Origin of the sequence: Duganella sp. S19_KUP01_CR8 (assembly GCF_036688705.1) — a bacterium.
In the GTDB taxonomy this organism is placed as follows: Bacteria; Pseudomonadota; Gammaproteobacteria; order Burkholderiales; family Burkholderiaceae_D; genus Rugamonas.
In genome coordinates, this window is the sequence record NZ_JAQQPR010000006.1 from 85,103 (window position 1) to 110,464 (window position 25,362).

At 57.9% G+C, this 25,362-nt stretch carries 20 protein-coding genes; 9 read left to right on the top strand and 11 right to left on the bottom strand.

The genetic code is table 11. From position 1 onward, the window contains the following. Positions 1 to 29 precede the first annotated feature (29 nt). The 5 genes from V6M89_RS07930 to V6M89_RS07950 are packed head-to-tail and all read right to left on the bottom strand — an operon-like array spanning position 30 to position 8,057. Positions 30 to 2,300, bottom strand: a complete 2,271-nt coding sequence (locus V6M89_RS07930) for a hypothetical protein (protein WP_332852686.1) — start codon at positions 2,298 to 2,300, stop codon at positions 30 to 32. Between the two features lie 11 nt (positions 2,301 to 2,311). Beyond that, positions 2,312 to 3,292: a hypothetical protein gene (locus V6M89_RS07935; protein WP_332852687.1), complete on the bottom strand. Its 981-nt coding sequence runs from the start codon at positions 3,290 to 3,292 to the stop codon at positions 2,312 to 2,314. Further along, complete coding sequence (locus V6M89_RS07940; protein WP_332852821.1) at positions 3,273 to 4,838, bottom strand: TniQ family protein; 1,566 nt, start codon at positions 4,836 to 4,838, stop codon at positions 3,273 to 3,275. Before V6M89_RS07940 ends, V6M89_RS07935 begins: the two co-directional genes overlap by 20 nt. Before the next feature lie 58 nt (positions 4,839 to 4,896). Beyond that, positions 4,897 to 6,687, bottom strand: a complete 1,791-nt coding sequence (locus V6M89_RS07945; RefSeq protein ID WP_332852688.1) for a TnsD family Tn7-like transposition protein — start codon at positions 6,685 to 6,687, stop codon at positions 4,897 to 4,899. Next, a complete protein-coding gene (locus V6M89_RS07950) occupies positions 6,687 to 8,057 on the bottom strand; it encodes a hypothetical protein (RefSeq protein WP_332852689.1) in 1,371 nt (456 codons plus the stop codon). Before V6M89_RS07950 ends, V6M89_RS07945 begins: the two co-directional genes overlap by 1 nt. Before the next feature lie 801 nt (positions 8,058 to 8,858). Between V6M89_RS07950 and V6M89_RS07955 the strand changes: the two genes are divergently transcribed. Further along, positions 8,859 to 9,371, top strand: a complete 513-nt coding sequence (locus V6M89_RS07955) for a DUF6471 domain-containing protein (RefSeq protein ID WP_332852690.1) — start codon at positions 8,859 to 8,861, stop codon at positions 9,369 to 9,371. A 391-nt stretch (positions 9,372 to 9,762) separates the two neighbouring features. Here V6M89_RS07955 and glmS read toward each other — a convergent pair whose 3' ends face one another. Then, positions 9,763 to 11,592, bottom strand: coding sequence for a glutamine--fructose-6-phosphate transaminase (isomerizing) (glmS, locus tag V6M89_RS07960; RefSeq protein ID WP_332852691.1), 1,830 nt, complete (start codon positions 11,590 to 11,592; stop codon positions 9,763 to 9,765). Positions 11,593 to 11,731: 139 nt separating this feature from the next. Here glmS and V6M89_RS07965 point away from each other — a divergent pair, with 139 nt between their 5' ends. Further along, the gene (locus tag V6M89_RS07965) at positions 11,732 to 12,184 is read left to right on the top strand and encodes an Lrp/AsnC family transcriptional regulator (RefSeq protein ID WP_332852692.1); all 453 of its coding nucleotides are present in this window, start codon (positions 11,732 to 11,734) and stop codon (positions 12,182 to 12,184) included. Positions 12,185 to 12,555: 371 nt separating this feature from the next. Here the strand turns inward: V6M89_RS07965 and glmU are convergent, their stop codons facing one another. Further along, on the bottom strand, positions 12,556 to 13,920 hold the full coding sequence (gene glmU, locus V6M89_RS07970) for a bifunctional UDP-N-acetylglucosamine diphosphorylase/glucosamine-1-phosphate N-acetyltransferase GlmU (protein WP_332852693.1): 1,365 nt from the start codon (positions 13,918 to 13,920) through the stop codon (positions 12,556 to 12,558). Positions 13,921 to 13,959: 39 nt separating this feature from the next. Between glmU and V6M89_RS07975 the strand changes: the two genes are divergently transcribed. The 5 genes from V6M89_RS07975 to V6M89_RS07995 all read left to right on the top strand — a co-directional run bounded on the left by V6M89_RS07975 (position 13,960) and on the right by V6M89_RS07995 (position 17,164). Then, positions 13,960 to 14,841, top strand: coding sequence for a DUF6279 family lipoprotein (locus V6M89_RS07975; protein WP_332852694.1), 882 nt, complete (start codon positions 13,960 to 13,962; stop codon positions 14,839 to 14,841). Positions 14,842 to 14,894: 53 nt separating this feature from the next. Beyond that, the gene (rsmD, locus tag V6M89_RS07980; RefSeq protein WP_332852695.1) at positions 14,895 to 15,560 is read left to right on the top strand and encodes a 16S rRNA (guanine(966)-N(2))-methyltransferase RsmD; all 666 of its coding nucleotides are present in this window, start codon (positions 14,895 to 14,897) and stop codon (positions 15,558 to 15,560) included. Between the two features lie 108 nt (positions 15,561 to 15,668). Beyond that, positions 15,669 to 16,169, top strand: coding sequence for a pantetheine-phosphate adenylyltransferase (gene coaD / locus V6M89_RS07985; protein WP_116991291.1), 501 nt, complete (start codon positions 15,669 to 15,671; stop codon positions 16,167 to 16,169). A gap of 12 nt (positions 16,170 to 16,181) precedes the next feature. Further along, positions 16,182 to 16,439 carry a YfhL family 4Fe-4S dicluster ferredoxin gene (locus V6M89_RS07990; RefSeq protein ID WP_116991290.1) on the top strand — a complete coding sequence of 86 codons (258 nt, stop codon included), beginning with the start codon at positions 16,182 to 16,184 and terminating at the stop codon, positions 16,437 to 16,439. Between the two features lie 131 nt (positions 16,440 to 16,570). Further along, positions 16,571 to 17,164 (top strand): chalcone isomerase family protein, encoded by a 594-nt coding sequence (locus V6M89_RS07995; RefSeq protein WP_332852696.1) that lies wholly within the window; start codon positions 16,571 to 16,573, stop codon positions 17,162 to 17,164. A gap of 52 nt (positions 17,165 to 17,216) precedes the next feature. On the opposite strand, the gene V6M89_RS08000 is transcribed toward V6M89_RS07995, so the two are convergent. After that, positions 17,217 to 17,498, bottom strand: coding sequence for a hypothetical protein (locus V6M89_RS08000; protein ID WP_332852697.1), 282 nt, complete (start codon positions 17,496 to 17,498; stop codon positions 17,217 to 17,219). A gap of 170 nt (positions 17,499 to 17,668) precedes the next feature. Here V6M89_RS08000 and V6M89_RS08005 point away from each other — a divergent pair, with 170 nt between their 5' ends. Beyond that, positions 17,669 to 18,637, top strand: coding sequence for a LysR family transcriptional regulator (locus V6M89_RS08005; RefSeq protein ID WP_217941477.1), 969 nt, complete (start codon positions 17,669 to 17,671; stop codon positions 18,635 to 18,637). Between the two features lie 82 nt (positions 18,638 to 18,719). Here V6M89_RS08005 and V6M89_RS08010 read toward each other — a convergent pair whose 3' ends face one another. Both V6M89_RS08010 and V6M89_RS08015 read right to left on the bottom strand, forming a co-directional pair. Beyond that, positions 18,720 to 20,285, bottom strand: coding sequence for a methyl-accepting chemotaxis protein (locus V6M89_RS08010; protein ID WP_332852698.1), 1,566 nt, complete (start codon positions 20,283 to 20,285; stop codon positions 18,720 to 18,722). A gap of 56 nt (positions 20,286 to 20,341) precedes the next feature. Then, a complete protein-coding gene (locus V6M89_RS08015) occupies positions 20,342 to 20,797 on the bottom strand; it encodes an Lrp/AsnC ligand binding domain-containing protein (protein ID WP_008443393.1) in 456 nt (151 codons plus the stop codon). Between the two features lie 212 nt (positions 20,798 to 21,009). Here V6M89_RS08015 and putA point away from each other — a divergent pair, with 212 nt between their 5' ends. Further along, positions 21,010 to 24,663 carry a trifunctional transcriptional regulator/proline dehydrogenase/L-glutamate gamma-semialdehyde dehydrogenase gene (gene putA / locus V6M89_RS08020; protein ID WP_332852699.1) on the top strand — a complete coding sequence of 1,218 codons (3,654 nt, stop codon included), beginning with the start codon at positions 21,010 to 21,012 and terminating at the stop codon, positions 24,661 to 24,663. A gap of 55 nt (positions 24,664 to 24,718) precedes the next feature. On the opposite strand, the gene V6M89_RS08025 is transcribed toward putA, so the two are convergent. Then, positions 24,719 to 25,360 (bottom strand): formylglycine-generating enzyme family protein, encoded by a 642-nt coding sequence (locus tag V6M89_RS08025; protein ID WP_332852700.1) that lies wholly within the window; start codon positions 25,358 to 25,360, stop codon positions 24,719 to 24,721. Between the last annotated feature and the right edge of the window lie 2 nt (positions 25,361 to 25,362).

Consider the following 25,362-nt stretch of genomic DNA (forward strand, 5'->3'; position numbering starts at 1 on the left):
AAGTTATCAAAAAATGAAACTCTCAACCGCTACATGTCTATGAACAGGTCCTGCTCGTCATTGATTGAACCCACATGCTCGTCGAAACCGATGATCGGCTTAGATCGGTCGGCGTCAGCAACGGGAACCGCACAAAAATCAGAAATCACTGCTTCCACATTTTCGCGCTCGTGATATTTTCTTGCCTGGGTTCGAGCTGAAACATCTTCGGTCGCATCAACCTGCCGCTCAGCCTTCGCATTCCGTTCGACCCGCGCGATCTTCGCCTGCTTCGCATTCGATACAACACTAGGGGGCGTGGTCCTAGATTCACTATCTGCCAGATTGTTCTTTCGACGAGCAGCTATTCTCATCTCTGAGACCAAGTGATTCTTGTAGCTGTTTTGGAAATCAATCGAGAATTCAAATCCTTCATCCTCGAAGAACTTCCTCGTAGACTCAGTGGCCTCAAGAAGACCTAGTCCCCCTTCGGGAAGCTCCCACAGGAGAAGAAACGGCGCGTTCGGAACTACATAAACCCTGATTTTGGCAGACGCGCCGGCATGCATCTTCGCGTGCGTGCTTGCATAGTGCCAAAGCTCCGACGAACTAAATTCACGCTTGTCGAGCGTCACGATTCCCTTTGGTACCTTTTTCATGACTGAGACACACAGCCTTTTGAAGACATCTTCTGGTGCCAAATCCCAAGCGGCGTCGCCGCGCCGCCGACGTTTGTTGTACTCAAATATTTCGGCGGGACAGGGAAGCACATCGGCCTTTACCATCGCCGGTGTCAGCAAGTGACTGGCATCCAACTCCAAGTTTCGGCGGCTTATCGCCTTGAGCAAGGCCTTCATGAATACAGCCATAGTGATAGCACCCTTTCTGGCGTGCTTTCGTCTTTTCTGGTCTTCGTCCTTATCCCCCGTCTCAAAGGTTGAGCCCGGCAGATTCGCTATTTCCTTCTGAAAATACAACATCACTTGCTCGGCATGTCCTTTAGCTGCAGGGGCGCCGGGTTCTGCCATCTTGACCGCGTGACGAAACTCTTTGACCAATGAAGTTTGCGTCTTTAGAGAGATGCCAGGGCCACGGTCGATAAAGACTTCGCTCGTACAACCATGAACGAACCCCTTGAGATGCGGCACATCCCATCTATGAAGATCACGAGTCTTGTCTATGCTCGCTGAGAAAACACAGTTCAGGTAAGCATCGCCATTCTCCGCGCCAAAGCTTACGTACCAACCAACTATCGCCAAGCTTGCACGGTCCACGGCGAGTAGAACTGTAGGCTTCCCTTCGCCTGCCAGGCGATAGTGCTTATCGCCAAAGAGAACGAAATTCGGCGCAACCGTGCCGTCGATGTCTAGCACTGGCAGTTGGTCGTGCACAATATCCTGAGCACTACCACCGTTGTTCCCGGGCCGGGGACGCTTTTCCCGATCCTTTTGGACTCTATGTGCCTTAAATAACTGGCGGCCGATTCGCCTCATGTTAGAGTCACCGGGAAGTTTTTTAGGATCAATGGGAAACGACCTGAGTTCTCCATTTTCGTCGCGATTAAAAGCTATTTGGCTTTCAATCCAGCGCTCGTAAACCAGGGGAAACTTATCGTTATTGTTGTAGGCTTGATCCCTGATGAATTTGTCGTATCTCGCAAGCAGGCGTGGCAACACCCGCATTCTCTTATGGCCATTCTTGAACGCCTTTTCACTGTCGGTTCGCCGCCCCAACTTTGCAGGCTTTCCATTGACGTCTAGCAACCCCCTTCGGCTAACGCCTGGCGCCCCTTTCAACCAGTTATGCTCTACGAGCGCGTTCTCGTGCCGGCCGTAGTAAAGGTGCGTTTCCAACCATTTCCGCGCGGAGTTCAGAGATACGTCAAAACGGTCTGCAGCAGTCTGGACTGCGTTTACCCGCGCGGCACTGTCCTCCAAAATGCGGTCACCCCAATTTTGGTCGATGTAAGCCACAACATTCCGACGCAAGTCCAAGTTGGAATTCGTCCCTGGGGCGAGGCTCACCTGGCTCATTTGAACGGGAATGCCGTGCTCAGCGACACGAGCAATCCTTCCGCTTGCGAAAGAATTAGCCATGTAGCTTCGCGACCAAGTAAGCCTGTTTCGAACAGATTTCGACGGCCGCCCAGGGGTAAAGATTCTCACCTTTCGACCATCTTTATGGGTAGTCTTCGCCGTCCCAAGTTCCACTACAAACACCAGAAGGTCATTGTAACCAAGCACTCGAAAGATACGTTCTCGCCCCCGCCCCTCAACTAAGGATACGTTGCTGTTTTGGACGATTTCATGAGCTTCGGACATTTTCAATGTCCTCAGAAATCACGAGCGCTCGCTGCGCCTGACCTATCCGTTCCTTCAATAATGGGACTTTTCTTATCGAGTAAAACCAGCGGACAGTCAGGAAGGATTTCGTATTTGTGGTCAACCTCAAGGTAGCCCAAAAAGTTCGCAACGGCGAAAACTCGATAGCCTTCATTGAGGCTCAATCCAATTTTCTCCGCCGCAGCTTTTATACGCTGATCGCAGGTTCCTCGCGTCTTCTGACTTAGCAAAGAATTGGCCATATGCAGAGCTGAATCTCGAAGTACACCGATGTCGTCTACGTAGCGCATGTAATCAAAAAGTCGATTGCAGTTAGTGCCATGCCTTCTGGTAATCGAGTGCTCTGTCATGATTTGATGCGTGCAGCCCCAGCGGCTCAGCAAATCAAACTCTCGCTGATGCCGCCTTTGAACTGCAGGATCAGTTAATTGTCCGTGCGGCTTACTTGACACAGCGTGATAACGGAGAGCGGCCTCACCAGGTATTTTGAGCGTCAACACGAAATCGATTGTGATGAGTCCCCGTTTTGGCATATTCAGCCCGAGGCTCTCGTGCAAACGATATGAATTCCTATCCCACTCAGGATATTGAGCTCGAATTTCAACGATGTGGGGGTTCATCTCAAAGTAGCTAAGATGGCGCCGCTCCAAAGCTGAGTGACAGGGCACTAGGCCGCGGCCTTTAAAACTAGGATAGTTACCTGCAATTCCAATCCGACTTTCCTGGGCTTTTTTCCAGTGTTCAAATCTCGGAGCCGAGTAATGACCGCGAGGATCAATGTCCGGCAACTCTCGGGGCCACTCGAGAACGGCCCCCCCCTTAATGTCTTCTATGTAGAAGTTTGACAGACTCTCCGGGCGCAGGAATGACGGTAAGGCATCAAGCTGCCCAATTCGGGCAATGCGCTGAGCGTCGGCCGGCGTGAAGGGCAATGGACGACTGTCAAAAGCCTCACGCGTACGATATGTCATTGTTTTCTCCGGCATGCGCGCTCTTATGGGAGCCCTGGGCGGTCTTGTGATCGTCAATACTGAGTGCGGGATCAATCGAGTTTTCGCAGCAGGATTTTCTCGAGCGCTCACGGTGCTCATCACCTGCCTGAACGTATGCTGCGAGCAGTTCTTGCACCTCTTCACTTCGGATCGCTCGACTCCCTCTGGATTCGCAACGGACGTTAGACAGTAAGTAGGTTTTGGTAACACGTCTCATTGGATTCTTCGTAGTTGATTGTTCGTATTGCTGGTGAATATGCTCAGTCAGCCGCTGAATCTCTTGAATAAGCCGCAGTTCTTCTTCGACTCTGGGCATTTTTGAACGTGATGGCAATTGGAGGTCATACCAGCCTGAATCGATGTGCATTAAATGCCTTAGGGCTGCTTTTTTTCCAGGAAATCGCCACAGATCGCTTCGTTGAATCCCTGGGTTGTCGATCATCAATTTCAATAGCCATTCTCGGTATCTGAACTTGAGCTTCCACTTCTCGCCGGGAGAAAGTGCATCAACCCGCGCTATGTAATGTTCAATAGGCTGCTCGGATTTCTTGCGGGGATTTCCTGTGCGAGCAACAACGTTCGTATATCTTTGTAGGGCTAAGCATCCTGCGTTCGACTGGCTTGCGCGAAGGCTTGCGAGGAACCCGTTAAAGCCGCCAAAGACCGCATGTACGGCGGCGAGATTTTGAATAGGATTTCGGACGTAGCCCAACCCATTTGAGAAGCGTCCCAAGCGCTTAATTGTCACGGCGCCAAACCCCAACCGATGAATGGCGCTTTCTCCAATCTTCTGCTGAAGGGCCTCAGCCAATAGCTCACGTTGTTGATATGAGCCCTCTACAGACCCAAAGGAATGCCTAATGGCTTGACATACCGTTGCGTTAGACAGCTCGGCCGGGGCTGTTCCATTCAGAATCTCAATAGCCATCTTCGCGATACCAATAGCACTTTCGAGCCCCTGCGCATCGAGTTCTGCAACTACCTGCAAGCTGTCACCGCAAGAGCAGCGCTCGGTTGGCCACCAGTTACTACGATTGCGCCGATGCCCAGCTTCACACGTGTTGCAAAAAGTAAGGAGCAACCTTTCGTGTGCAGGACATGCGAACACTCCTGGTGTCAAGAAGAGCCTTCGCCAAAACGCATAGCCGTTCTCCCTGATGTCGATAGCCATACAGTCTGGGCACATAGCCATGCGTCCCCTAGAACTGTGACACACGCCAACAAACCCGGCGATACCGTTCATGGCGTGTCCAGCATGATGCTCGCGTAATACATCTGATTCGGCCGGTGACAGAAATCGAGAGAAAAGCGGAAATCGAGTGTGGCGGTCGATTACAGTGGGGAGCTGAGGCAAGTCATCCTGAAGTGTCTCAACCAGCGGCCGAAGGCCTGAGGGGAAAACCCATCCTGGTCGCTTGGTAGAAATGGCTATCGTATCTGGTCTCATCAAAACTCTTCCTTGGTTTCGTTCAAATGACTGCCTAACTACGAATCCGGTGATATCTTCCTCAGGCTGAATGGCCATGGTGAACAGGTGTGAATTTCCATGCTTTACTGACAAGTGCTAGTCCTTCCAAAAAGTTTCATTTGTGCTTTTTCGTTTTCAATACTTTGCGAACACTTTCTTCGCGTAGCCCGACCTCTTTGGCGAAACCGCTAGGCCTTCTCGCAAACGATTCCTCGAGAGACGACGCCTTGAATTCGCCCCGCTTTATTGGCCTTCCAGTAAGGCGGAGGATTCGCGCTAGGTAGAATTTCCGGCGATCCTCCTCACGTTTGTCTACCAGCTTTTTTTGTTCGCACTTCTGTAGAGCGAACGGTGTGACTCTGCTGAGTTTCTGGAGACGGTATTGCGAGATGTTGACGCGCTTGTTTTCGGGCGAGGTGCAGACGTGCGCCGCGTCTGCCAATGCCTCATTGAGACAGAGAATCAAACTAGCTGGTAGAGATGTCTGCGAACGAACGGCATGAGCAATGCGGGCTGGCTTATTGGATTCGAGCCATGCCTTATCGCCACGATATAGGCGCATGTATACCGAGCCATCCATTTTACGAAGCGCTGTCGTAGAAGCGCCTGGGTTACTGCGAATCATACTTAGCCATTGTTGCTTAGCTATCGCGACATGTTTGGCCTGTACTTCTTCAGGTGAAGGCGGGATGCTTTTTGAAATCACTCGTTGCCGCCATGCTGTCGATATCGACACATCGCACTCTTTAGCCACCTCAGTTAGACTTTTCCCATTCTCCAAGGCCGCTTTGATCTGAGCTAAAAGCTTTGGGCGAAGTTTTTTTGTCCTCCTGCTGACAGGTATATCAAACCGCCCGCACAACGTTGTGAGGGTCGCTGTTGCGATGCCCAAAGCTGCGGCCGCCTCAGTAAGGGTGCGGCGCTTTCCAATCTCAATTTCAACAGCGTTTTTTCCTGGCAGTGAGCTTCGGACAACCAACTGCTTAGGCATCAGATTTGAAGACTCAAGCGGTTTCTTCGATAGCTGACGCGGGCCAGGATTGTGTTCTGCAAACCAGGTGAAGAGGACACACCATTCCGGATGAAGTGCTCTTTCAAATCGAAGCAGCGCGCGGGCGGCGTGTCCAATATATCGCTCAGACTGGCAAAGAACTTCAAGACGAATATCGGCAAACGCCCCAGCGAAATATTTCGCAAATTCTGTGCAGAACTTGATCTCGCAGAATCGGCCGTCATCACCAATCCATCCTGAGGTCTTGAGTAATCGGATGACACTATCCTTGTGATACTTGGACTGAGCCGCTGGTTTCTCCATGCACTGCTCGATTCGCTCGCCGAGCTCTATGGTCATACCCTTCTGGTAATCGTTAGGACTCATTTGGCATTTTGCGTCGTAGAGCCACTCCTGGCCGCTACTGGGTCTCAGTTTGATGCCATGGATCGGACAAACGTTGACGAAGGGGGCCCCATGTCGACGGTGGATGAACGTGAACCCGAACTCTCTCATTTGCTCTCTTTCGCATTCGGGGCATTGCAGATATCTGTTCTCGCTGACGCTAAAGAGCAAAGGCAGACGGCACAGTCGAACCGGCCCAGAATGAGCCTCTATCAGCCTAGCTCGCTGAGCAGCGATCCTTCCTTGCGGTAGACCGCACGCGAAGAAATTGAACTCCGTATGCTTGTTGATAAGCGTCTCTAAGTCTCCGTAAAGATAGCCAAGCTCCTGGTGAAACCTGCCGAGGTAACTCGGCATGCCATCCAGACCTGGTTTTCTGCGCAGAAGCTGGCGACACACTTTCGCCAACGAGGCAGAGCCCCCGTAGCGCAGGACACGGATCAGAAATGCGTTTACGATTTCTCCATCGGGGAATGGCGGTGCCACAACGATATTGGGATTCATAATCATCAAACCCTTTTCAAGATTGCTTCGTCGAGCCAATCTTCGACTTGCGCATAGCTGAAATCGGCGGTGGAACAATGATCGAGGTTCTTCAAGAATTGCAGCTTGCCTTTGCCCGTAGGCCCTCCCTCCATTAGGGAGATGGCGATTCGCGCTCCGTTGTGTAGTTGTAGAGTCGCATTGAAGATGTGTTTGACAAGGGATTCTGTAAGAACTCCAGGTTTCTGCAGTTCTGCGTTGCTCAGGAGCGCGATGTGCAATGCTTTGAATCCTTGGACCAGCCATCTGAACCTCCCCATCGAGGCTTCGTAGAGCCATTCGGGAAGTCCGGCCGGCATTTCGCAATTCTTAGGAAGAAAACCTTCCTTCCAAAGCCAACTGACCATCTGCGTCCAGACACCCTGAGATTTCGGAACGGAACCGTCATCGTCTTTTTTTACAGGCGGTTTGGGTGGCCCGATATGTAATCCAGGTCCATTGAAGAGATTCGTCGCGATATTTCCCATGTAGCTGGCAGAGTGCATAAACGCACTGGTCCCCGATACCAGCACGGGTACTCCGCTGAATTGTCTCAACTTCAAAAGGAAGCTGAAAATTCTTTGAGTGTGCCCATTGACACAGTTCCAGCCGGCGCCGTCCACAACCACCAACCCGACATTGAGTAAAGTGCAAAGCGCTATCGCCGCTTCCTCATCATCTCGCTCCAAGTCGGAGAGAGCATTGCTATCGGTAGCATGGGTTCCGATGTCTGCAAGGACGCGCATTCGCATATCCCGCAACAATCCGGCCCGAGTTCCGCAGGTCGGATAGGTCAAGAAGAGAATTGGCGTTATCCACATCCGACGAGGCGCCGGGTGGTTCCCTTCAACCATGAAAGGCTTACCAAGGATTTCGGCGAGCCGCTTCAAAGTTGCGGTCCGTCCCATCCCTGACGGACCGGTTAGCCAAAATCCTGTTTCGGAAATCGTGGCGACGCATGAAGGTACCGGCGGCAATCGGCCGCCACTCATCACTTTGGACATCGCGTGGAAGTACAAGCGAAATTCTTCACTGCCAAAATTCTTGGCGCGATAGACCTGACGAATTTTGGCTAGAACCTGGGCAGCGAAAGTAACAGTCTCGCCCAAAGGCAGATAGGCCTCGCCGAACTCAGACAGCCCTTGAATCTGTGAATCGAAGTCTGCTGTCCTCAAGTCGCCAGAGCATGCACGTTTCCGCATCTTCGACCTCAACTCCGACGAACTGATTACGCGCATGATTTCAGCCATCCGATCACTTTTAAGATCGCTGACTGCAATCGAACGAGCTGCGGAAGGAAGGCTATCTGGCTCCAGCAGAGGCGACGTGGCGCCGGCGATTGCTAATTCGCTTTGCATGATGGAACCCTTGAGCACGCTGACTGCTGGCCGGGCGCGATATGGCACCTTCGATCAGCGAATAGTTGCAAAACGGGTCCAGGTCTCTGACGAGCTGATGGAGGAAAATAGGAGAGGAGCTGAAGCCAGCCACGCGGGCGGCCGCCATCCTTGACGCGGATTGTCATAATTGGTCTCTTTTAGTCGATTTACCTTGCGGAAACTTTTCGCGCAAGGGTTGACCCGATACGCCACATGTGAGACCATCCGCGCGTAGGTTTGGTGGGCGTCACATGTGGCGTACCAGCAATATATGGAGAACTCGGGTTGCAGCCCTAGTTCTCCATTTTCTTTTGTGGCCTGCCAGTCTTTGGTCTCACTACATGTCTTTTCTCCAGAAAAATCACAGCATTTTTCTTTGCGGCGATGATGTTGTTAATATTTTAATACCACTGTTGGCAAATTACGCAATCTACGCTATATTCGTCTATCTTGCGGCTAACTAGCATCATCTTGAAGTATCATTGCGGAGTCGGATGGTAGCTCATCTCTAAAATCGCTGCAAGTAAATGTTCGCTATACGCGACCATCCGGCACGATATAGGTCCTTCATGGTTCGCGTGAATGCAAGTACCAAGCGCTATTCGAAGCAATCCGCCGGCGTACAGCGTCGATTTCGCTAGCGGAACTCCTCCTTGGGCTCAGAATGCGTAATACTTGCACCATTACGTTTTATCATCTTATGCCTTTCTTTCATTCAAAAATGTTGGTATTTACCACGGTTTACGATAGCCCATCCACGACCAAATTCAAGGTAATTTTGTGAGTAAAGAAGAGATAGCGTGGAGCGACTTGGCGGCAAGAGTTGTTCGGGTCGTACTTGCCCGCAAAAATGTCGGCTATAGTCAATTAGCAGAGAGGCTCTCGGCCTTTGGGGTAACTGAAGGAGAAAAGGCGCTAGCTTCAAGAGTCTCGCTCGGACGAGTTCGGCTCTCGCTGTTACTACAGATTCTGCAAGTAACAGATTCAAACGTCCCGGCGCTGTGGAAGCCCGCGTTGTCGTTGTCCGGCACTTGGGAGCAACGTGCAAGCGCCGTCGTTTTAAGCGAGATTGAGTTGATTCCGCCTATGGATATTGAGGAGTTAGTTCAAAGGCTTGTCTTACTGGGGGCTGGATTTACACCGAAGACACTAGCAGCGCAAATTTCTTCGGGCACCCTGTCACTACCTGTCTTCTTGCGTTGCCTCGTTACATTGCGAAGCACCAGCCTGGACTTCTGCATCGACTACAAGGATTTGGTTACTGCGGCTAGGTCAGTAACGAAAGCTGAGTGAATAGAGGCGGCCGGTTGTTGATACCCATGTCTAAATGAGTAAAATAAAGTAGGTTATTATCTACTTTATTCCCAACGCCCTGGGAACGGCACCGGCGGACTTGCGGATCGCGGAGATGAGGCCGATAGCCAGTTCATAGCTTTGTAAACGCAGAATTTTGCCATTCGAGGTGGCAGCATAAGCAACTCTAGCTATGCTGAAAAGTTGAGAGCTCCCAGGGGCTTCACGAACGCACAATACGCGGGTCAATCAACGGAGAAATAAAAGCGTTTGCTACCGCGCTCCATGCGGCTTTCCGAGGGAATCTTCCCCCGGAAAATAGCGCTTTCATTCCCCGTCTAAGGCACGCTTTTATTTGCCGCTCACACCGGCCAGACTAGCGGCTTGCGAATTACTCGACCGTGACGGACTTTGCCAGGTTACGCGGCTTGTCCACATCGGTGCCGCGTGCCAGCGCCGAGTGGTAGGCCAGCAGCTGCAATGACACCACGTGCAGGATCGGCGACAGCAAACCATAGTGTTCCGGCAGACGGATCACGTGCACGCCTTCGCCCGAGGTGATGCGCGAATCGACGTCGGCAAACACGTACAGCTGGCCGCCGCGTGCGCGCACTTCCTGCATGTTCGACTTCAGCTTTTCGATCAACGCATCGTTCGGGGCGATGGTGACGACCGGCATTTCTTCCGTCACCAGCGCCAGCGGGCCGTGCTTCAGTTCGCCCGCTGGATACGCTTCAGCGTGGATGTAGGAAATCTCTTTCAGCTTCAGCGCGCCTTCCAGCGCGATCGGGTAGTGCATGCCGCGGCCCAGGAACAGCGCGTTTTCCTTGCGGGCGAAATCTTCCGACCAGGCGATGATCTGCGGCTCCAGCGCCAGCACGGCGGAGATCGCTACCGGCAGGTGGCGCATGGCTTTCAGGTGCTGCTCTTCTTCCTCTTCGGTCAGGCGGCCGTTGACTTGGGCCAGCGACAGGGTCAGCAGGAACAGCGCGGCCAGCTGCGTGGTGAAGGCCTTGGTCGAGGCCACGCCCACTTCGACGCCGGCGCGGGTGATGTAGGCCAGTTTGCATTCGCGCACCATGGCGCTGGTGGAAACGTTGCAGATCGTCAGCGTATGTTCCATGCCCAGGCTGCGCGCGTGCTTCAGCGCGGCCAGGGTGTCGGCGGTTTCGCCGCTTTGCGAAATCGTCACCACCAGCGTGTTCGGGTGCGGCACGCTGTCGCGGTAGCGGTATTCGCTGGCGATCTCGACGTTGACCGGGATCTTGGCCACCGATTCGATCCAGTACTTGGCGGTCAGGCCGGAATAGTAGCTGGTGCCGCAGGCCAGGATCAGCACGCGGTCGATCTGCTTGAAGACGGCGTAGGCGCCGTCGCCGAACAGTTCCGGCATGATGCCGGTGACGCCTTCGAGCGTGTCGCCGATGACGCGCGGCTGCTCGAAGATTTCCTTCTGCATGTAATGGCGGTATGGGCCCAGCTCGGCCGCGCCGGTGTGCGCCTGCACGGTCTTGACTTCGCGCGTGACCGGCTTGCCGTCGACGTCGACGATCCAGGTGCGGCCCAGTTGCAGGTCGACCACGTCGCCTTCTTCCAGGTAGATGATCTGGTCGGTGGTGCCGGCCAGCGCCATCGCGTCCGAGGCGACGAAGTTTTCACCCTGGCCCAGGCCGACGATCAGCGGCGAGCCCTGGCGCGCGGCGACCACGCGGTGCGGTTCTTCGCGCGAGAACACGGCGATCGCATACGCGCCATGCAGGCGCTTGACGGCTTGCTGGACGGTGTCGAACAGGTCGCCGTTATACATATGGTCGACCAGGTGGGCGATCACTTCAGTGTCGGTCTGGCTCTGGAAGACGTAGCCGAGCGCGGTCAGTTCGGCGCGCAGTTCGTCGTGGTTTTCAATGATGCCGTTGTGAACCAGGGCGATGCGTGCCTGTTCGGTGGTCGGCGAGAAGTGCGGGTGGGCATTGTGCGAGGCGGGCGCGCCGTGCGTGGCCCAGCGGGTGTGGGCGATGCCGGTGAAACCTTGCAGGCCGCCTTCGGCGATCTGCTTTTCCAGGTCGGCCACGCGCGAGGTGCTGCGCGAACGCTGCAACTGGCCATCCACGTGCAGGGCGACGCCGCAGGAGTCGTAGCCGCGGTATTCCAGGCGCTTCAGGCCTTCGATCAGGATGGGGGTGATGTTGCGTTGCGCTACCGCGCCGACGATGCCACACATAGAAAACCTCGCTAAAAATAAGTGTAGCCATGCTAGAGCAGTACTTCTGAAATATGCTTTCTAAATCCTGTATATTTTGGAATATTCTTTCATCATGCCTAAAGCGTGAAATATTATTTCATTTTCGAGGATTATTTTTATGGATGAGATAGATCGTCGCATTTTGAATGCGCTGCAAGTTGATTCGTCGCAAACAAACAGCGAGCTGGCGCTGGCGGTCCATGTTTCCGCGCCGACTTGTTTGCGCCGGGTCAAGCATCTGACCGAGAGCGGGGTGATCCAGCGCCAGGTGGCCATCGTGGCGCCGGAGAAGGTCGGCCCCAGCCTGACGGCGATTGTGGAAATCTCGCTGGATGTCCAGGCCGCCGAGCGCATGGCCGAGTTCGAGGCCCATGTGGCGGCCGACGACGCCGTATTGCAGTGCTACCGGGTGGCGCCGGGGCCGGACTTCGTGCTGATCGTCCAGGTGGCAGACATGCCGGCCTATCACGCGCTGGCGCACCGCCTGTTCGCCACGCAGACCAATGTGCGCAATGTCAAAGCCTACTTTTCCACCTTCCGCAGCAAATTCGAAACGCGGATCGCGGTTTAGCCAGTTATCCCTGCCTTGTTCAGGCGCTTTTGCACAGGCTTATCCACACCGGCTAAAACGCGGGAAATGTTTTCCCGCGTTTTCCACGGCTTTTCCAAGGGCTTTACACTGGCTTATACCCAAGTTTATCCACAGTAAAAAGTTATCCTGATTTACTCACATGATTTCCCACAGGCTTATCCACAGCTCGGGCGAAATCATGGCTGCATGCCGTGGCGAGGGGTCACTTTTCTGATGCAAGGGGAGTTGTCCAGCACTTTTCCCTGGCTTATACGCCGCTTCTTCAGGGCTTATAAGCAGGCTTCTCCACATTGTTATCCACAAATGAAAAAACCGGGACGCATCCCGGTTTTGTGTGGAGTGTGGTGCTATTACTTCGGCTTTTTGACTGGACGGCTCCAGCCATCCAGGGTGATCTGGCGCGCGCGGGAAATCGTCAGCTTGCCGGCCGGCGCATCCTTGGTCAGCGTGGTGCCTGCGCCCAACGTGGCGCCCTTGCCGACGGTTACTGGTGCAACCAACTGGCTGTCGCTGCCGATGAAGGCATCGTCCTCGATCACGGTGCGGAACTTGTTGACGCCGTCGTAGTTGCAGGTGATGGTGCCGGCGCCGATGTTGACGCGCGAGCCGATCGTCGCATCGCCGATGTAGGCCAGGTGGTTGGCCTTGCTGTGCGCGGCGACCTGGCCGTTCTTGATTTCGACGAAGTTACCCACATGCACATCCTCCGCCAGCACGGTGCCGGGACGCAGGCGCGCATACGGGCCGATGATGGAAACTTCACCCACCACCGCCTCTTCGATATGGCAGAACGGCTTGATGTGGGCGCCGGCCAGGATGCGGGAGTTGATGATCACACTGTGCGGTCCGACGCGCACGCCGTCAGCCAGCTCGACCTTGCCTTCGAACACGCAGCCGACGTCGATGGTGACGTCGCGGCCGCAGATCAGCTCGCCGCGCACGTCGATGCGGGCAGGGTCCATCAGCGTCACGCCCTGTTCCAGCAATTTCAAGGCGATATTGCCTTGGTGGATGCGTTCCAGCTCGGCCAATTGCACCTTGCTGTTCACGCCGGCCACTTCCCACTGTGCCGAAGGCTGGGCCGAAACGACCGGCACGCCGTCCGCCACCGCCATGGCGACGATATCGGTCAGGTAGTACTCGCCTTGGGCATTGTTGTTCTTCAGCGCGGCCAGCCATTGCTTCAGGCGCGCGGTCGGCACCACCAGAATGCCACTGTTGATCTCTTTAATCGCACGTTCGGCTTCGTTCGCATCTTTTTGCTCGACGATACGCACAATTTCGCCATTTTCACGGATGATGCGGCCGAGTCCGGTCGGGTCGTCCTGCACCACGGTCAGGATGCCCAGCTTGTCGTTGCCGGCCACGTCCACCAGCGCTTGCAGCGAAGCGGAGGTGGTCAGCGGCACGTCGCCGTACAGGATCAGGGTGGCGGCGCTGTCGTCCAGTTCAGGCAAGGCCTGCATGACGGCGTGGCCGGTGCCCAGCTGCGGTTCTTGCAGTGCGGTGGCGACCTTTTCCGGCTGCTTGGCCAGCATCTCCAGCACCGCAGCGCCCCCATGTCCGTAAATCACGCATAATTGGCTGGCAGACAGGCTGCGCGCCGTATCCAGCACATGCGACAACAGCGGCTTGCCCGCCAGCGGATGCAACACTTTCGGCAACGCGGATTGCATGCGTTTGCCCATGCCGGCTGCGAGGATAACTACGTTCATAGGTGCCAAATCGAGAGTTAATTAAAGCGAAAGTTTAACATGCCAGATATCCACAACCGCGCACTGCGCCGCCTTTTCCTGATCGTCCTGTTGGCGGTCCTGGCCGGATGCAGCTCGCTGCGCCTGGCCTACAACCACGGCGATACACTGCTGTACTGGTGGCTGGACGCTTACGTCGACTTCAACGCCGATCAAAAGGGCTGGGTCAAGAAGGACATCGACGATCTGTTCCACTGGCATCGGAAGACCCAGCTGCACGACTACGTGCAAGTCCTGCAAACGGGACAGCGCCAGCTGGCCGGCAACCCGACGGCGGCCGACCTGATGAACGACTACGACGACGTCAAGAGCCGCACGCAGTTGCTGCTGTTCAAGGCGCTGCCGGAATTGTCGGACCTGGTGCGCTCGCTGCAACCCGAGCAGATCGCCGCGCTGGACAAGAAGTTCACCGCCAACAACGCCGAGTTCCGCAAGAAGAACATGAAGGGTGACAAGGAAGCGCAGCAAAAGTTCCGGTATAAAAAATCGATGGAGCAGTTCGAGCTCTGGTTCGGCAGCTTCAGCGCCGAGCAGGAAGCGCAGATCCGCAAGGCTTCCGACGCCCGCCCGCTGGACAACGAGATCTGGCTGGACGAGCGCATGCGCCGGCAGAAAAACATCCTGACGCTGGTGCAGAAGGTCCAGCGCGAAAAGCTGGGCAAGGACGCCACGATGGCGCTGATCCATACGCTGATCAAGGACAGCTTCGAGCGCCTCGAACGTTCCGAGCGCAAGCAGTTCTTCGACACCTACAATGAGTCCACCGTGCAGCTGGTCTTGACCGTCGTCAAGATCGCCACGCCTGCCCAGAAAGCCCACGCGCAGAAGCGCATGCAAGGCTGGATCGACGACTTCAACAGCCTGGCGGCGGAACCCCGTTAAGGCCCATATGGTATAGTGGCCCCTGTTGAATCAATGACTTAGAACACAGCCACATGCCAAAAAAGCCCGCCAGCAAGGCCGCCAAAACCAACAAGCCAGCCAAAGTACCGGTCCACGGTCCCCAGCACAGCAACCAGGTGCGCATCATCGGCGGCGCCTGGAAGCGCACGCCGTTGCCGGTGCTGAGCGCCTCCGGCCTGCGGCCGACGCCGGACCGCGTGCGCGAAACCGTGTTTAACTGGATCAATCACCAGCGCGACGGCAATTGGGCCGATGCGCAGGTGCTGGACTTGTTCGCCGGCAGCGGCGCCTTGGGTTTCGAGGCGGCCAGCCGCGGCGCGCAATCGGTGACGATGATCGACACCGTGGTGCCGGTGGTGCGCCAGCTGGAAGACATCAAGGCCAAGCTCAAAGCCGAGAACGTGCAGATCATGCGCGCCGACGCCCTGGCCGTGGCCCAGTCGGCCGCCATGCGCGGCCAGAAATACGACCTGATCTTCCTTGATCCGCCGTACCAGCAGGAGTTCCTCGAACGCTGCCTGCCGCTGTGCACGCGCATCTTGAAAGAGGGCGGCCTGATCTACGCCGAATCCGGCCTGGCGCTGGAGTTCGAAGAGGGCGATGCGCCGGAGTGGATGGCGCCGTGGGAAGTGCTGCGGGCTGACAAGGCCGGGATGGTGTTCTATCATTTGTTAAAGCACAAGCAAACGGCAGCCTGAACGGCCCGCATTTGCCGCTAAAAGGGCTGCAAGCAGCCCCAAATTAAGGCAAACAGGGATTTTCAGGCATAATGCGCGTTCTATATTGGTGCACTGCAAGGAGCCGCGATGGTAGTAGCCGTTTATCCAGGAACTTTTGATCCGTTGACCCGTGGTCACGAAGATCTGGTGCGTCGCGCATCCGGTCTGTTCGACACGCTGGTGGTGGGTGTTGCCGACAGCAAGAACAAGAAACCGTTCTTCTCGCTGGAAGAGCGCCTGACCATCGCCAACGAAGTCCTGGGCCACTATCCCAACGTCAAGGTCCAGAGTTTCTCCGGCCTGCTGAAGGATTTCGTGCGCGAGCATGACGCCCGCGTCATCGTGCGCGGCCTGCGCGCCGTGTCCGACTTCGAATACGAGTTCCAGATGGCGGGCATGAACCGCTACCTGCTGCCGGATGTCGAAACCCTGTTCCTGACCCCGTCCGACCAATACCAGTTCATCTCCGGCACCATCGTGCGCGAGATCGCGGTGCTGGGCGGCGACGTATCGAAGTTTGTTTTCCCATCGGTCGACCGCTGGTTGCAAAAGAAAATTGCCGCCAACAACGCCGCCGAGCAGCAATAAGCGAGTTCCATCATGGCCTTGATGATCACCGACGACTGTATCAATTGCGACGTTTGCGAGCCTGAGTGCCCGAACGACGCGATCTACATGGGCGCCGAAATTTACGAAATCAATCCGGACAAGTGCACCGAGTGCGTCGGCCATTTCAATGAGCCGCAATGCCAGCAGGTGTGCCCGGTCAGCTGCATCCCCTTCAATCCCGCCTGGCGCGAGACCGAAGAGCAATTGCGCGACAAATTCGACCGTCTGCAAGCCGCCAGCAAGGCCTGACAGCCAGAAAAAGCATGACCGTGCGGCCAATTTGCGCCGCCACGCGTTTTTGCGCGACTCCCGGTGGTATATTCCAGCAACGCCTACATCGCGGGCGAGATGCGGGCATCTATCATCCTCGGAGACAACTCATGAATCGCAGAAATATCATCAAGAGCCTGATGGCGGCCGCCTTCCTGGCCGGCAGCTTCAGCCTGCCCGCCTTTGCCGCCGTGGAAGTGGCCGGCGTTAAATTCGACGACACCATCAACGTTGCCGGTAAAGAACTGAAGCTGAACGGCGCCGGTCTGCGCACCAAGGTCTTCTTCAAGGTCTACGCCGCCGGCCTGTACCTGACCGAAAAGAAAACCTCCGTGCCGGACGTGCTGGCCACCCAGGGCCCGCGCCGCGTGTCGATCACGATGCTGCGCGAAGTGAGCTCGGAAGACTTCGGCAAGGCCTTCCTGGAAGGCCTGAACAACAATACCGACAAGAATGACCGCAGCAAGATCGCGCCGCAAACGATGAAGTTCGGCGAAGTGTTCGCGCAGATCCAGGCACTGAAAAAGGGCGACCAGATGCTGCTGGACTGGACCCCGGGCGAGGGCACGCAGTGCTATCTGAACGGTAAGAAGATCGGGGAATTGATGCCGGACATGGCGTTCTACAACGCCGTGCTGCGCATCTGGCTGGGCGACCATCCGGTCGACAGCTCGCTGAAACCTGCCCTGCTGGGCGAGAAGTAATGTTGCGACGCGGTACCGGCGGGGTGATCCCCTCGGTACCGCTGCGTATTATTTAGGCACGTGCGGCCATGGCGCGCAGTTCGGCCGCATGGCTGGGATCGCGTTCCATCGCATTGAGCATGCGCTTGAGCATCATTGCATCGCGCATCTGGCGGCGCTGCAACTGCTCTTCCTTGCTGCGCTTTGGCTTGATGACCAGCATGGCGGCACGCGCCAGGCCGCGCAGCAGCGGTTTGAACAGGACGGCCAGCGCGCATACCGCGCCGCTGACCAGCGCCAGCTCACCGGCGGCCAGCAAGGAAAAATTTTGTACGACTGAGATGATGGTAGACATGTTGTAGCACTGCATTTAGAATCAAGTGTAACTATAGTGCAGCGCAACATAAGTATCCAATTTACTTCCCCGATAACAATTATTCGTTTGGTGAATGGGGTGCTTGCCATTGACGTGAAATCCATATTTCTCGATACTGTACCGACCCCAACCCCACATCCCGAGCCAACATGAGCTTTTTGACGCTGGACTTGAATTTGTTACGCGTCTTCGACGCCGTGATGACAGAGCAGAACCTGACACGCGCCGCCGGCCACCTGGCCATGACCCAACCCGCTGTTTCCAACGCCATCAAGCGCCTGCGCGAGAGCCTGGGCGACGAATTGCTGATCCGCACCGCCTACGGCGTCAAGCCGACCCCACGCGCCGAGGCGCTGTGGCCGTCGGTGCGCAGCGCGCTGGCCAGCCTGGAAGCGGCGGTGGCGCCGGAAACCTTCGACGTCTCGGCCGCCCACGCCACCTTCCGCATGGCGATGGCCGATGCGACCGCCGCCTTCTGGCTGCCGTCGCTGATGCGCTCGATCGAAAGCGAAGCGCCGGGCGTCAACGTGCGCATGGTGCCGCTGACCACGCGCGAGCCGCGGCCGATGCTGCTGCGCGGCGATATCGACCTGGCAGTGGGCTTCTTCCCCGGCGTGGCGGCGCAGCTGTCGTACGAGACCGGCTCGCCGATCCGCCATGAGCGGCTGTATTCGGGACATTATGTGTGCGTGATGCGGCGCGACCATCCGCTGTCCAAGGTCGACCTGACGCTGGACAACTATTGCAAGGCCAACCACTTGCTGGTGAGCTTTTCCGGCCGCGCGCACGGCCTGGTGGACGAGGCGCTGGCACAGATCCAGCGCGAGCGCCGCATCCTGCTGACGGTGAACCAGTTCTTCACCGCCGGCCGCGTGGTGGCCAATTCGGACCTGATCACCGTGCTGCCGCGCCACCTGATCGCCTCGACCGGTATGACCGACGCGCTGGTTTCCAAGGAATTGCCGTTCACACTGCCGGCCGTGCACCTGGACATGTTGTGGCACGAGCGCGATGCCCGCAGCCCGGCCCACAAGTGGCTGCGCATGCATCTGGAAGGCATGAACACCGTGGCCCAGCGCACCGCGCCGGGCACGGCGCCCAAAAACGATACGTACTAGCGTCATTCCCGCGCAGGCGGGAATCTATAGAACGCTGGCAATAGACACGATGTATGGATTCCCGCCTACGCGGGAATGACGGCTATGTGTGGCTGGAGCGGTAGCCGATGCGGAAACCGCCCCAGTGCTTGCCGTTCACATAAATCGGCGCCGACAGGTCGTGCATCACTTCGCCGGTATCGCGCTTGTAGGTTTGCAGCAGGAAGGGCTTGGTGTTCGAGCCGCAGCGCTTGCCGGTGCGGTCGCTGAAGATGCGCTTGGTGCGGTTATTGACGATATCGACATCGTAATTGCCCGTCAGCGGCTGCGAAAACTTCTTGTTGTGGGTGGGGAAATATCCATTGTTATCCACAGCACCGGCATAAGCCAGCTGCGGCATGGCCGCCAGCAAACCCTCCTGCAACTGCGGTAGCGCCCGGTCGGTGAAATCGTCGAAGCGGGTCTTGTGCTTGGGCGGATCGGTATTCGGGATCGGCGTGTAGGTGCGGTCGAACAGCGCATCGCGCGTGATCTTGCCGGAAGAGATAGCCGCCTCGAATATCCGTCCCACCTGTTCGGCCGTCTGCTGCGCGGCGATGCGGATCGCATCGTGCGAGGTTACTATCGACGATTCCCCCAGCGCGCCGGTGATGACCTCGGCCCGCTCCGCCAGCGCCATCGCCGAACTGGCGGCGCGCGGCAATTCCTTCTCTGTGGATAACAAGCTGTCGCGGATGCTGGCGATGGCCGTGGCGATTTCTTCCGTCGTGGCGACGTGTTCGCGCGAAGCCCGGGCGATCTCGCCGATCTCTTCCTCCGACACGCCGGACGAACGCTCGATATTGCCCAGCAAACCATGCACCGTTTCCACATTGCCGGCCGCGTCGCTGACCTTCAGCGCCAGCGAATTCATGCCGGTGGCCGCCTGTTCGGCCTGCTGATTAATCTCGCGCACCATGGTGCTGATTTCGTCGGTGGCTTCCTTGGTGCGCAGCGCCAGCTGGCGCACCTCGCTGGCGACCACGGCGAAACCACGCCCCTGTTCGCCGGCGCGCGCCGCCTCGATGGCGGCATTCAGCGCCAGCAGGTTGGTGCGGGCCGAGATTTCGCTGATGGCCTCGGTAAAACTGTAGATTTTGCGGGAATTCGTTTGCAGGCTGGCCATGACGGCCGCCGCGGTCTGCGCATCCTGGCGCGCCGTGTTGATGCGCTGCAGGCCGTGATCGGCCTCGGTGCGGCCTGCCACCGTCTCGCCGCGCACCTGGGCGGCGATCTTGGCGGCGCGCTCGGCGTTGGCGGCAATGACGGCGGTGGCCTGCGCATTGTGGGCCGCGCTGCGGACGATCACCCCGGCCGTGCCCACGTCCAGTTCGATTTTCTTTTTGACGGAATCGACGAAATACGAGGTTTCCGCCGCGCCGATCATGATGGCGTCGATTTCGTCGCCGACCACCTGGGCGAAGCGGCGTACGCCGCCCTCGTCCTTATTGCGGCCGGCAGCCCAGCGGGCCAGCAAAGCCCCGGTCAGCGCCGCCGGCGCCGCCGTATAGACCAGCGCGGCGCCGTCACCGGTCGCCAGCTTGAACAAATATGCAAGGCAGGTACCGCCAGCCGTCGCGCCCAATAACCATAATCCACGTTGCACCAGCTTGTGCTGCAAAAGCTTCATCTGTCCCCCGTTTTACCAGGCGCCTTGGGCGTCTCGACTAATTTATTTCCCTGATGCTATTTTATGGGCAACTTGGTGGTATTCTTCACCTCTTCCATGACGGCGTAGGTATGCGTTTCGCGTACGCCCTTCTGGAGCAGGGTTTTACCCAGGAATTCGCGGTAGGCCGCCATGTCCTTGACGCGGGCTTTGACCAGATAGTCGAAGCCGCCGGCAACCATGTGGCACTCCAGCACTTCCGGTATCACCTGCACGCTATGTTTGAAGGCGTCGAACACTTCGGGTGTCGTGCGATCGAGCACCACTTCGATGAAGACGAGCAGGGACACATCCAGCAACTGCGGGTTCAATTGGGCAGTGTAGCCCATGATGTAGCCGGATTCGTGCAACTTGCGCACGCGTTCCAGGCAAGCGGCTGGTGACAGGTTCACCCGCGCCGCCAGTTCCACATTGCTGATGCGGCCATCGCTCTGCAATTCCATCAAGATTTTTTTGCTGATCTTGTCTAACATTTCCGGGAACTCCCAAATAAATATTATTTGGTTAAATTGTCGCACTAAAAACAATCTATTGCTAGCCCCCTGTAATACCAGAATTAATCCAGAAGAAATCCCACTACAATCGAATCATCAGCAGTTGACCCAGATTCACGCTCTCCAGCACTCGCAGGTAGGGCGTTTTTTTGTAATCAGCTGCGCCCAAATTTTCCTTCTGAGAGTATTCAATGCAAGCAGCAGCAGCCACCGGTTTTACCCCTTTCGCCGCCATGCAGGCCGAAATCCTGCGCGACCCGATTCCCCTGCGCGTAGCAGTGACGGCGGCCTATCGCCGCGATGAAGTCAGCGCCGTTCAATGGCTGTTGGAACAAATCAAAAACAACGACGCCGGCACCCTGCAACAGGCCCAGCAACTGGCGCATAAACTGGTCAGCTCGGTGCGCGAACAGCGCACCCGCGCTTCCGGCGTCGACGCCCTGATGCACGAGTTTTCGCTGTCCTCGGAAGAGGGTGTGGCGCTGATGTGCCTGGCCGAAGCACTGTTGCGTATTCCCGACAACGCCACCGCCGACCGCTTGATCGCCGACAAAATCAGCAAAGGCGACTGGCGCAAGCACCTGGGCGAATCGCCTTCGCTGTTCGTCAACGCCGCCACCTGGGGTCTGCTGATCACCGGCAAGCTGGTCTCCACCAGCAGCGAAACCGGCCTGGGCTCGGCGTTGACCAAGCTCATTTCCAAAGGCGGCGAACCGCTGATCCGCAAAGGCGTGGACCTGGCGATGCGCATGCTGGGCAACCAGTTCGTCACCGGCCAGACCATCGACGAGGCGATCAAGAACGGCCAGTCCAACGAGGCGCGCGGCTATCGCTACTCCTACGACATGCTGGGCGAAGCGGCGCTGACCGAGGCCGACGCCAAAAAGTACTACGCCTCCTACGAAACCGCGATCCACGCGATCGGCAAGGCTTCGAATGGCCGCGGCATCAAGAACGGCCCCGGCATTTCGGTCAAACTGTCGGCGCTGCACCCGCGCTACAGCCGCGCCCAGCGCAGCCGCGTGATGGAAGAACTGCTGCCGCGCGTGCGCGAACTGATGCTGCTGGCCAAGCACTACGACATCGGCCTGAACATCGATGCGGAAGAGGCCGACCGCCTGGAACTGTCGCTGGACCTGGTCGAAGCGCTGGCCTACGACCCTGAACTGGCCGGTTTCGAAGGCATCGGCATCGTCGTCCAGGCTTACCAGAAGCGTTGCCCATTCGTCATCGACTACCTGATCGATCTGGCCAAGCGCAGCGGCCGCAAGTTCATGGTGCGCCTGGTCAAGGGCGCGTATTGGGACGCCGAGATCAAGCGCGCCCAGGTCGACGGCATGAGCGGCTATCCGGTCTACACCCGCAAGGTCTACACCGACGTGTCCTACCTGGTGTGCGCGCAAAAGCTGCTGGGCTCGACCGGCGTGATCTATCCGCAGTTCGCCACCCACAACGCGCAAACCCTGTCGACGATCTACACCTGGGCCAAGCGCGACGGCGTGACCGACTACGAATTCCAGTGCCTGCACGGCATGGGCGAATCGCTGTACGACCAGGTGGTCGGCAAAGACAACCTGGACAAGCCTTGCCGCATCTACGCCCCGGTCGGCACCCACGAAACGCTGCTGGCCTACCTGGTGCGCCGCCTGCTGGAAAACGGCGCCAACTCGTCCTTCGTCAACCAGATCGTCGACGAAGCGATTCCGGTCGATTCGCTGGTCAAGGACCCGGTCGCCCAGGCGCGCGAACAGGGCGGCCTGCCGCATACCGGCATCGCCCTGCCGCTGAACATGTTCGGCGACCGCAAGAACTCGGCCGGTTTCGACCTGGCCAATGAAGACGTGCTGCGTCATATTTCGGCAGCACTGGCCGTGCCGCGCAGCTGGCACGCCGCGCCTTTGCTGGCGGGCGGCCTGAGCGCCGGCCAGCCGACGCAGGATGTGACCAATCCGGCGCAACGCAGCGACATCGTCGGCCAGCTGGTGGAAGCCAATGCCGCCGACGTTGAAACCGCGCTGACCAGCGCCAGCAATTTCGCCATGGATTGGCAGACCACCGAACCGTCGCTGCGCGCCGATGCCCTGAACCGCGCCGCCGACCTGTTCGAAGCCAACGCCATGGAACTGATGACCTTGGCGATCCGCGAAGCCGGCAAATCGCTGCCGAACGCCATCGCCGAACTGCGCGAAGCGGTCGATTTCCTGCGCTACTACGCCGGCGAAGTGCACGGCTCGACCAATACCCTGGCGCTGGGTCCGGTAACTTGCATCAGCCCGTGGAACTTCCCGCTGGCGATCTTCACCGGCCAGGTGGCGGCCTCGCTGGCGGCCGGCAACGTGGTGCTGGCCAAGCCGGCCGAGCAGACCCCGCTGATCGCCCACCGCGCCGTCGAGCTGCTGCACGAAGCGGGCATTCCGCGCGCCGCGCTGCAATTCCTGCCGGGCCGCGGCGAAGTGGTCGGCGCCGCGCTGACCGCCGATGCGCGCGTCAAAGGCGTGATCTTCACCGGCTCGACCGAAGTGGCGCAGCTGATCAACCGCACCCTGGCCAAGCGCGCCGTCGCCGAGAACGCCGACATTCCGCTGATCGCCGAGACCGGCGGCCAGAACGCCATGATCGTCGATTCGTCGGCGCTGCCCGAGCAAGTGGTGCAGGATGCGATTTCATCGGCCTTCGACAGCGCCGGCCAGCGTTGCTCGGCGCTGCGCGTGCTGTTCTTGCAGGAAGATATCGCCGACAAGACCATCAAAATGCTCAAAGGCGCGATGCAGGAGCTGAAAGTCGGCTGCCCGGACCGCCTGGTGACCGATATCGGCCCGGTGATCGACGCCGAAGCCCAGCAGAACCTGCTGGCCCACATCAACAAGCTGAAGGCGACCGCGCTGAACTACTTCTCGCTGGATCTGCCTTCCAGCGTGACGGCGGCCGGCACCTTCGTGCCGCCTACCGTGCTGGAGATCCGCTCGCTGTCCGAACTGACGCAGGAAGTGTTCGGCCCGGTCCTGCACGTGATTCGCTACAAGCGCGCCGATCTGCCGAAGCTGATCGAGCAGATCAACGAAAGCGGCTACGGCCTGACCCTGGGCGTGCACTCGCGCATCGATGAAACCATCGACTACATCACCTCGCGCGCGCATGTCGGCAACATCTACGTCAACCGCAACATCGTCGGCGCGGTGGTCGGTGTGCAGCCATTCGGCGGCGAAGGCAAATCCGGCACCGGCCCGAAAGCCGGCGGTCCGTTGTACCTGAAGCGTCTGCAGCGCGGCGCCATCGCCAGCGCCCAGCACGAGAGCCAGGCAACGCCGGGCCTGGATGCATTGGCGGTCTGGTCGAAAATGCACGGCCACGAACGCGCCGCCACCTTGGCCGAGCAATACAGCCGCACCACGATGCTGGGCAGCGTGACCGTATTGCCTGGCCCGACGGGTGAACGCAACACGCTGGCGCTGGTCGCACGCGGCTCCGTGGTGTGCGCGGCCGGAACCCAAGCTGGCCTGCTGAACCAGATCGCGGCGACGCTGGCCACCGGCAATATCGCGCTGCTGACGGCGGAATCGTCCAAATTGCTGCCTGCGGACCTGCCGGCGGCGGTCAAGGACCGCATCCAGGTGGTTGGCCCCCTGGAGAGCTTCACTGGCGACTTCCAGATCGCACTGGTGGAGACGATGCTGGTCGCCGGCCTGCGCACCTCGCTGGCGGCCCGTAGCGGGGCGCTGGTGGGCTTGATCGACACCAACGAGGATGGCGCCATCCCCCTGTGGCGTTTGCTCGCTGAGCGCGCTCTGTGCGTGAATACGACCGCGGCCGGCGGCAACGCCAGCCTGATGACGCTGGACGCATAACTGTAACGATCACCTGTTGTTGTTTTGAGGGCCGGGATAAAACCCGGCCCTTTTTTTACGCCTGCGATCTGACGACCCGGAATCCGAGATCGTCGATGGCGTAGGTGGGATGGCTGCGGCGGCGGTTCGTCGCCAGGCAGCCGCGTTCGGCGTCCGACCAGCCGCCACCCCGGAATACCCGATACAAGCCATAGACCTCGGGATCGTATTGGTCTTCGCACCATTCCCAGACATTGCCCAGCATATCGTGCAATCCCCACAGATTGGGCTGCTTCTGGCCGACCACGCAGGAACGGCCGCCGGAATTCTCCCGGTACCAGGCGATGTCGTCGAGATTGCCATAGCGCGGGCCGTTGGTGCCGGCGCGGCATGCATATTCCCATTCCGCCTCGGAGGGCAGGCGATAGCCGTCGCTGCCGGGGATGCGGGTGGCGCTGTCTTCATGAAGTTCGTAGCACGCGCTTAATCCTGCGCTAGCCGACAAGCTGTTGCAGAACCGGACAGAATCGATCCAGGAGACGTTTTCCACCGGGCTATGCGGGGAATCGTGGGATGCCGGCCATGCGCCGCTGACTGTCGCATATTCGGCCTGGGTGACCGGATAGCGGCCGATCGCAAACGATGGAAGTTCAACTACCCATGCGCGACCGGTTCGGTCATCCCTCATTGCGATGGTCCCAGCGGGGATGATGACCATTT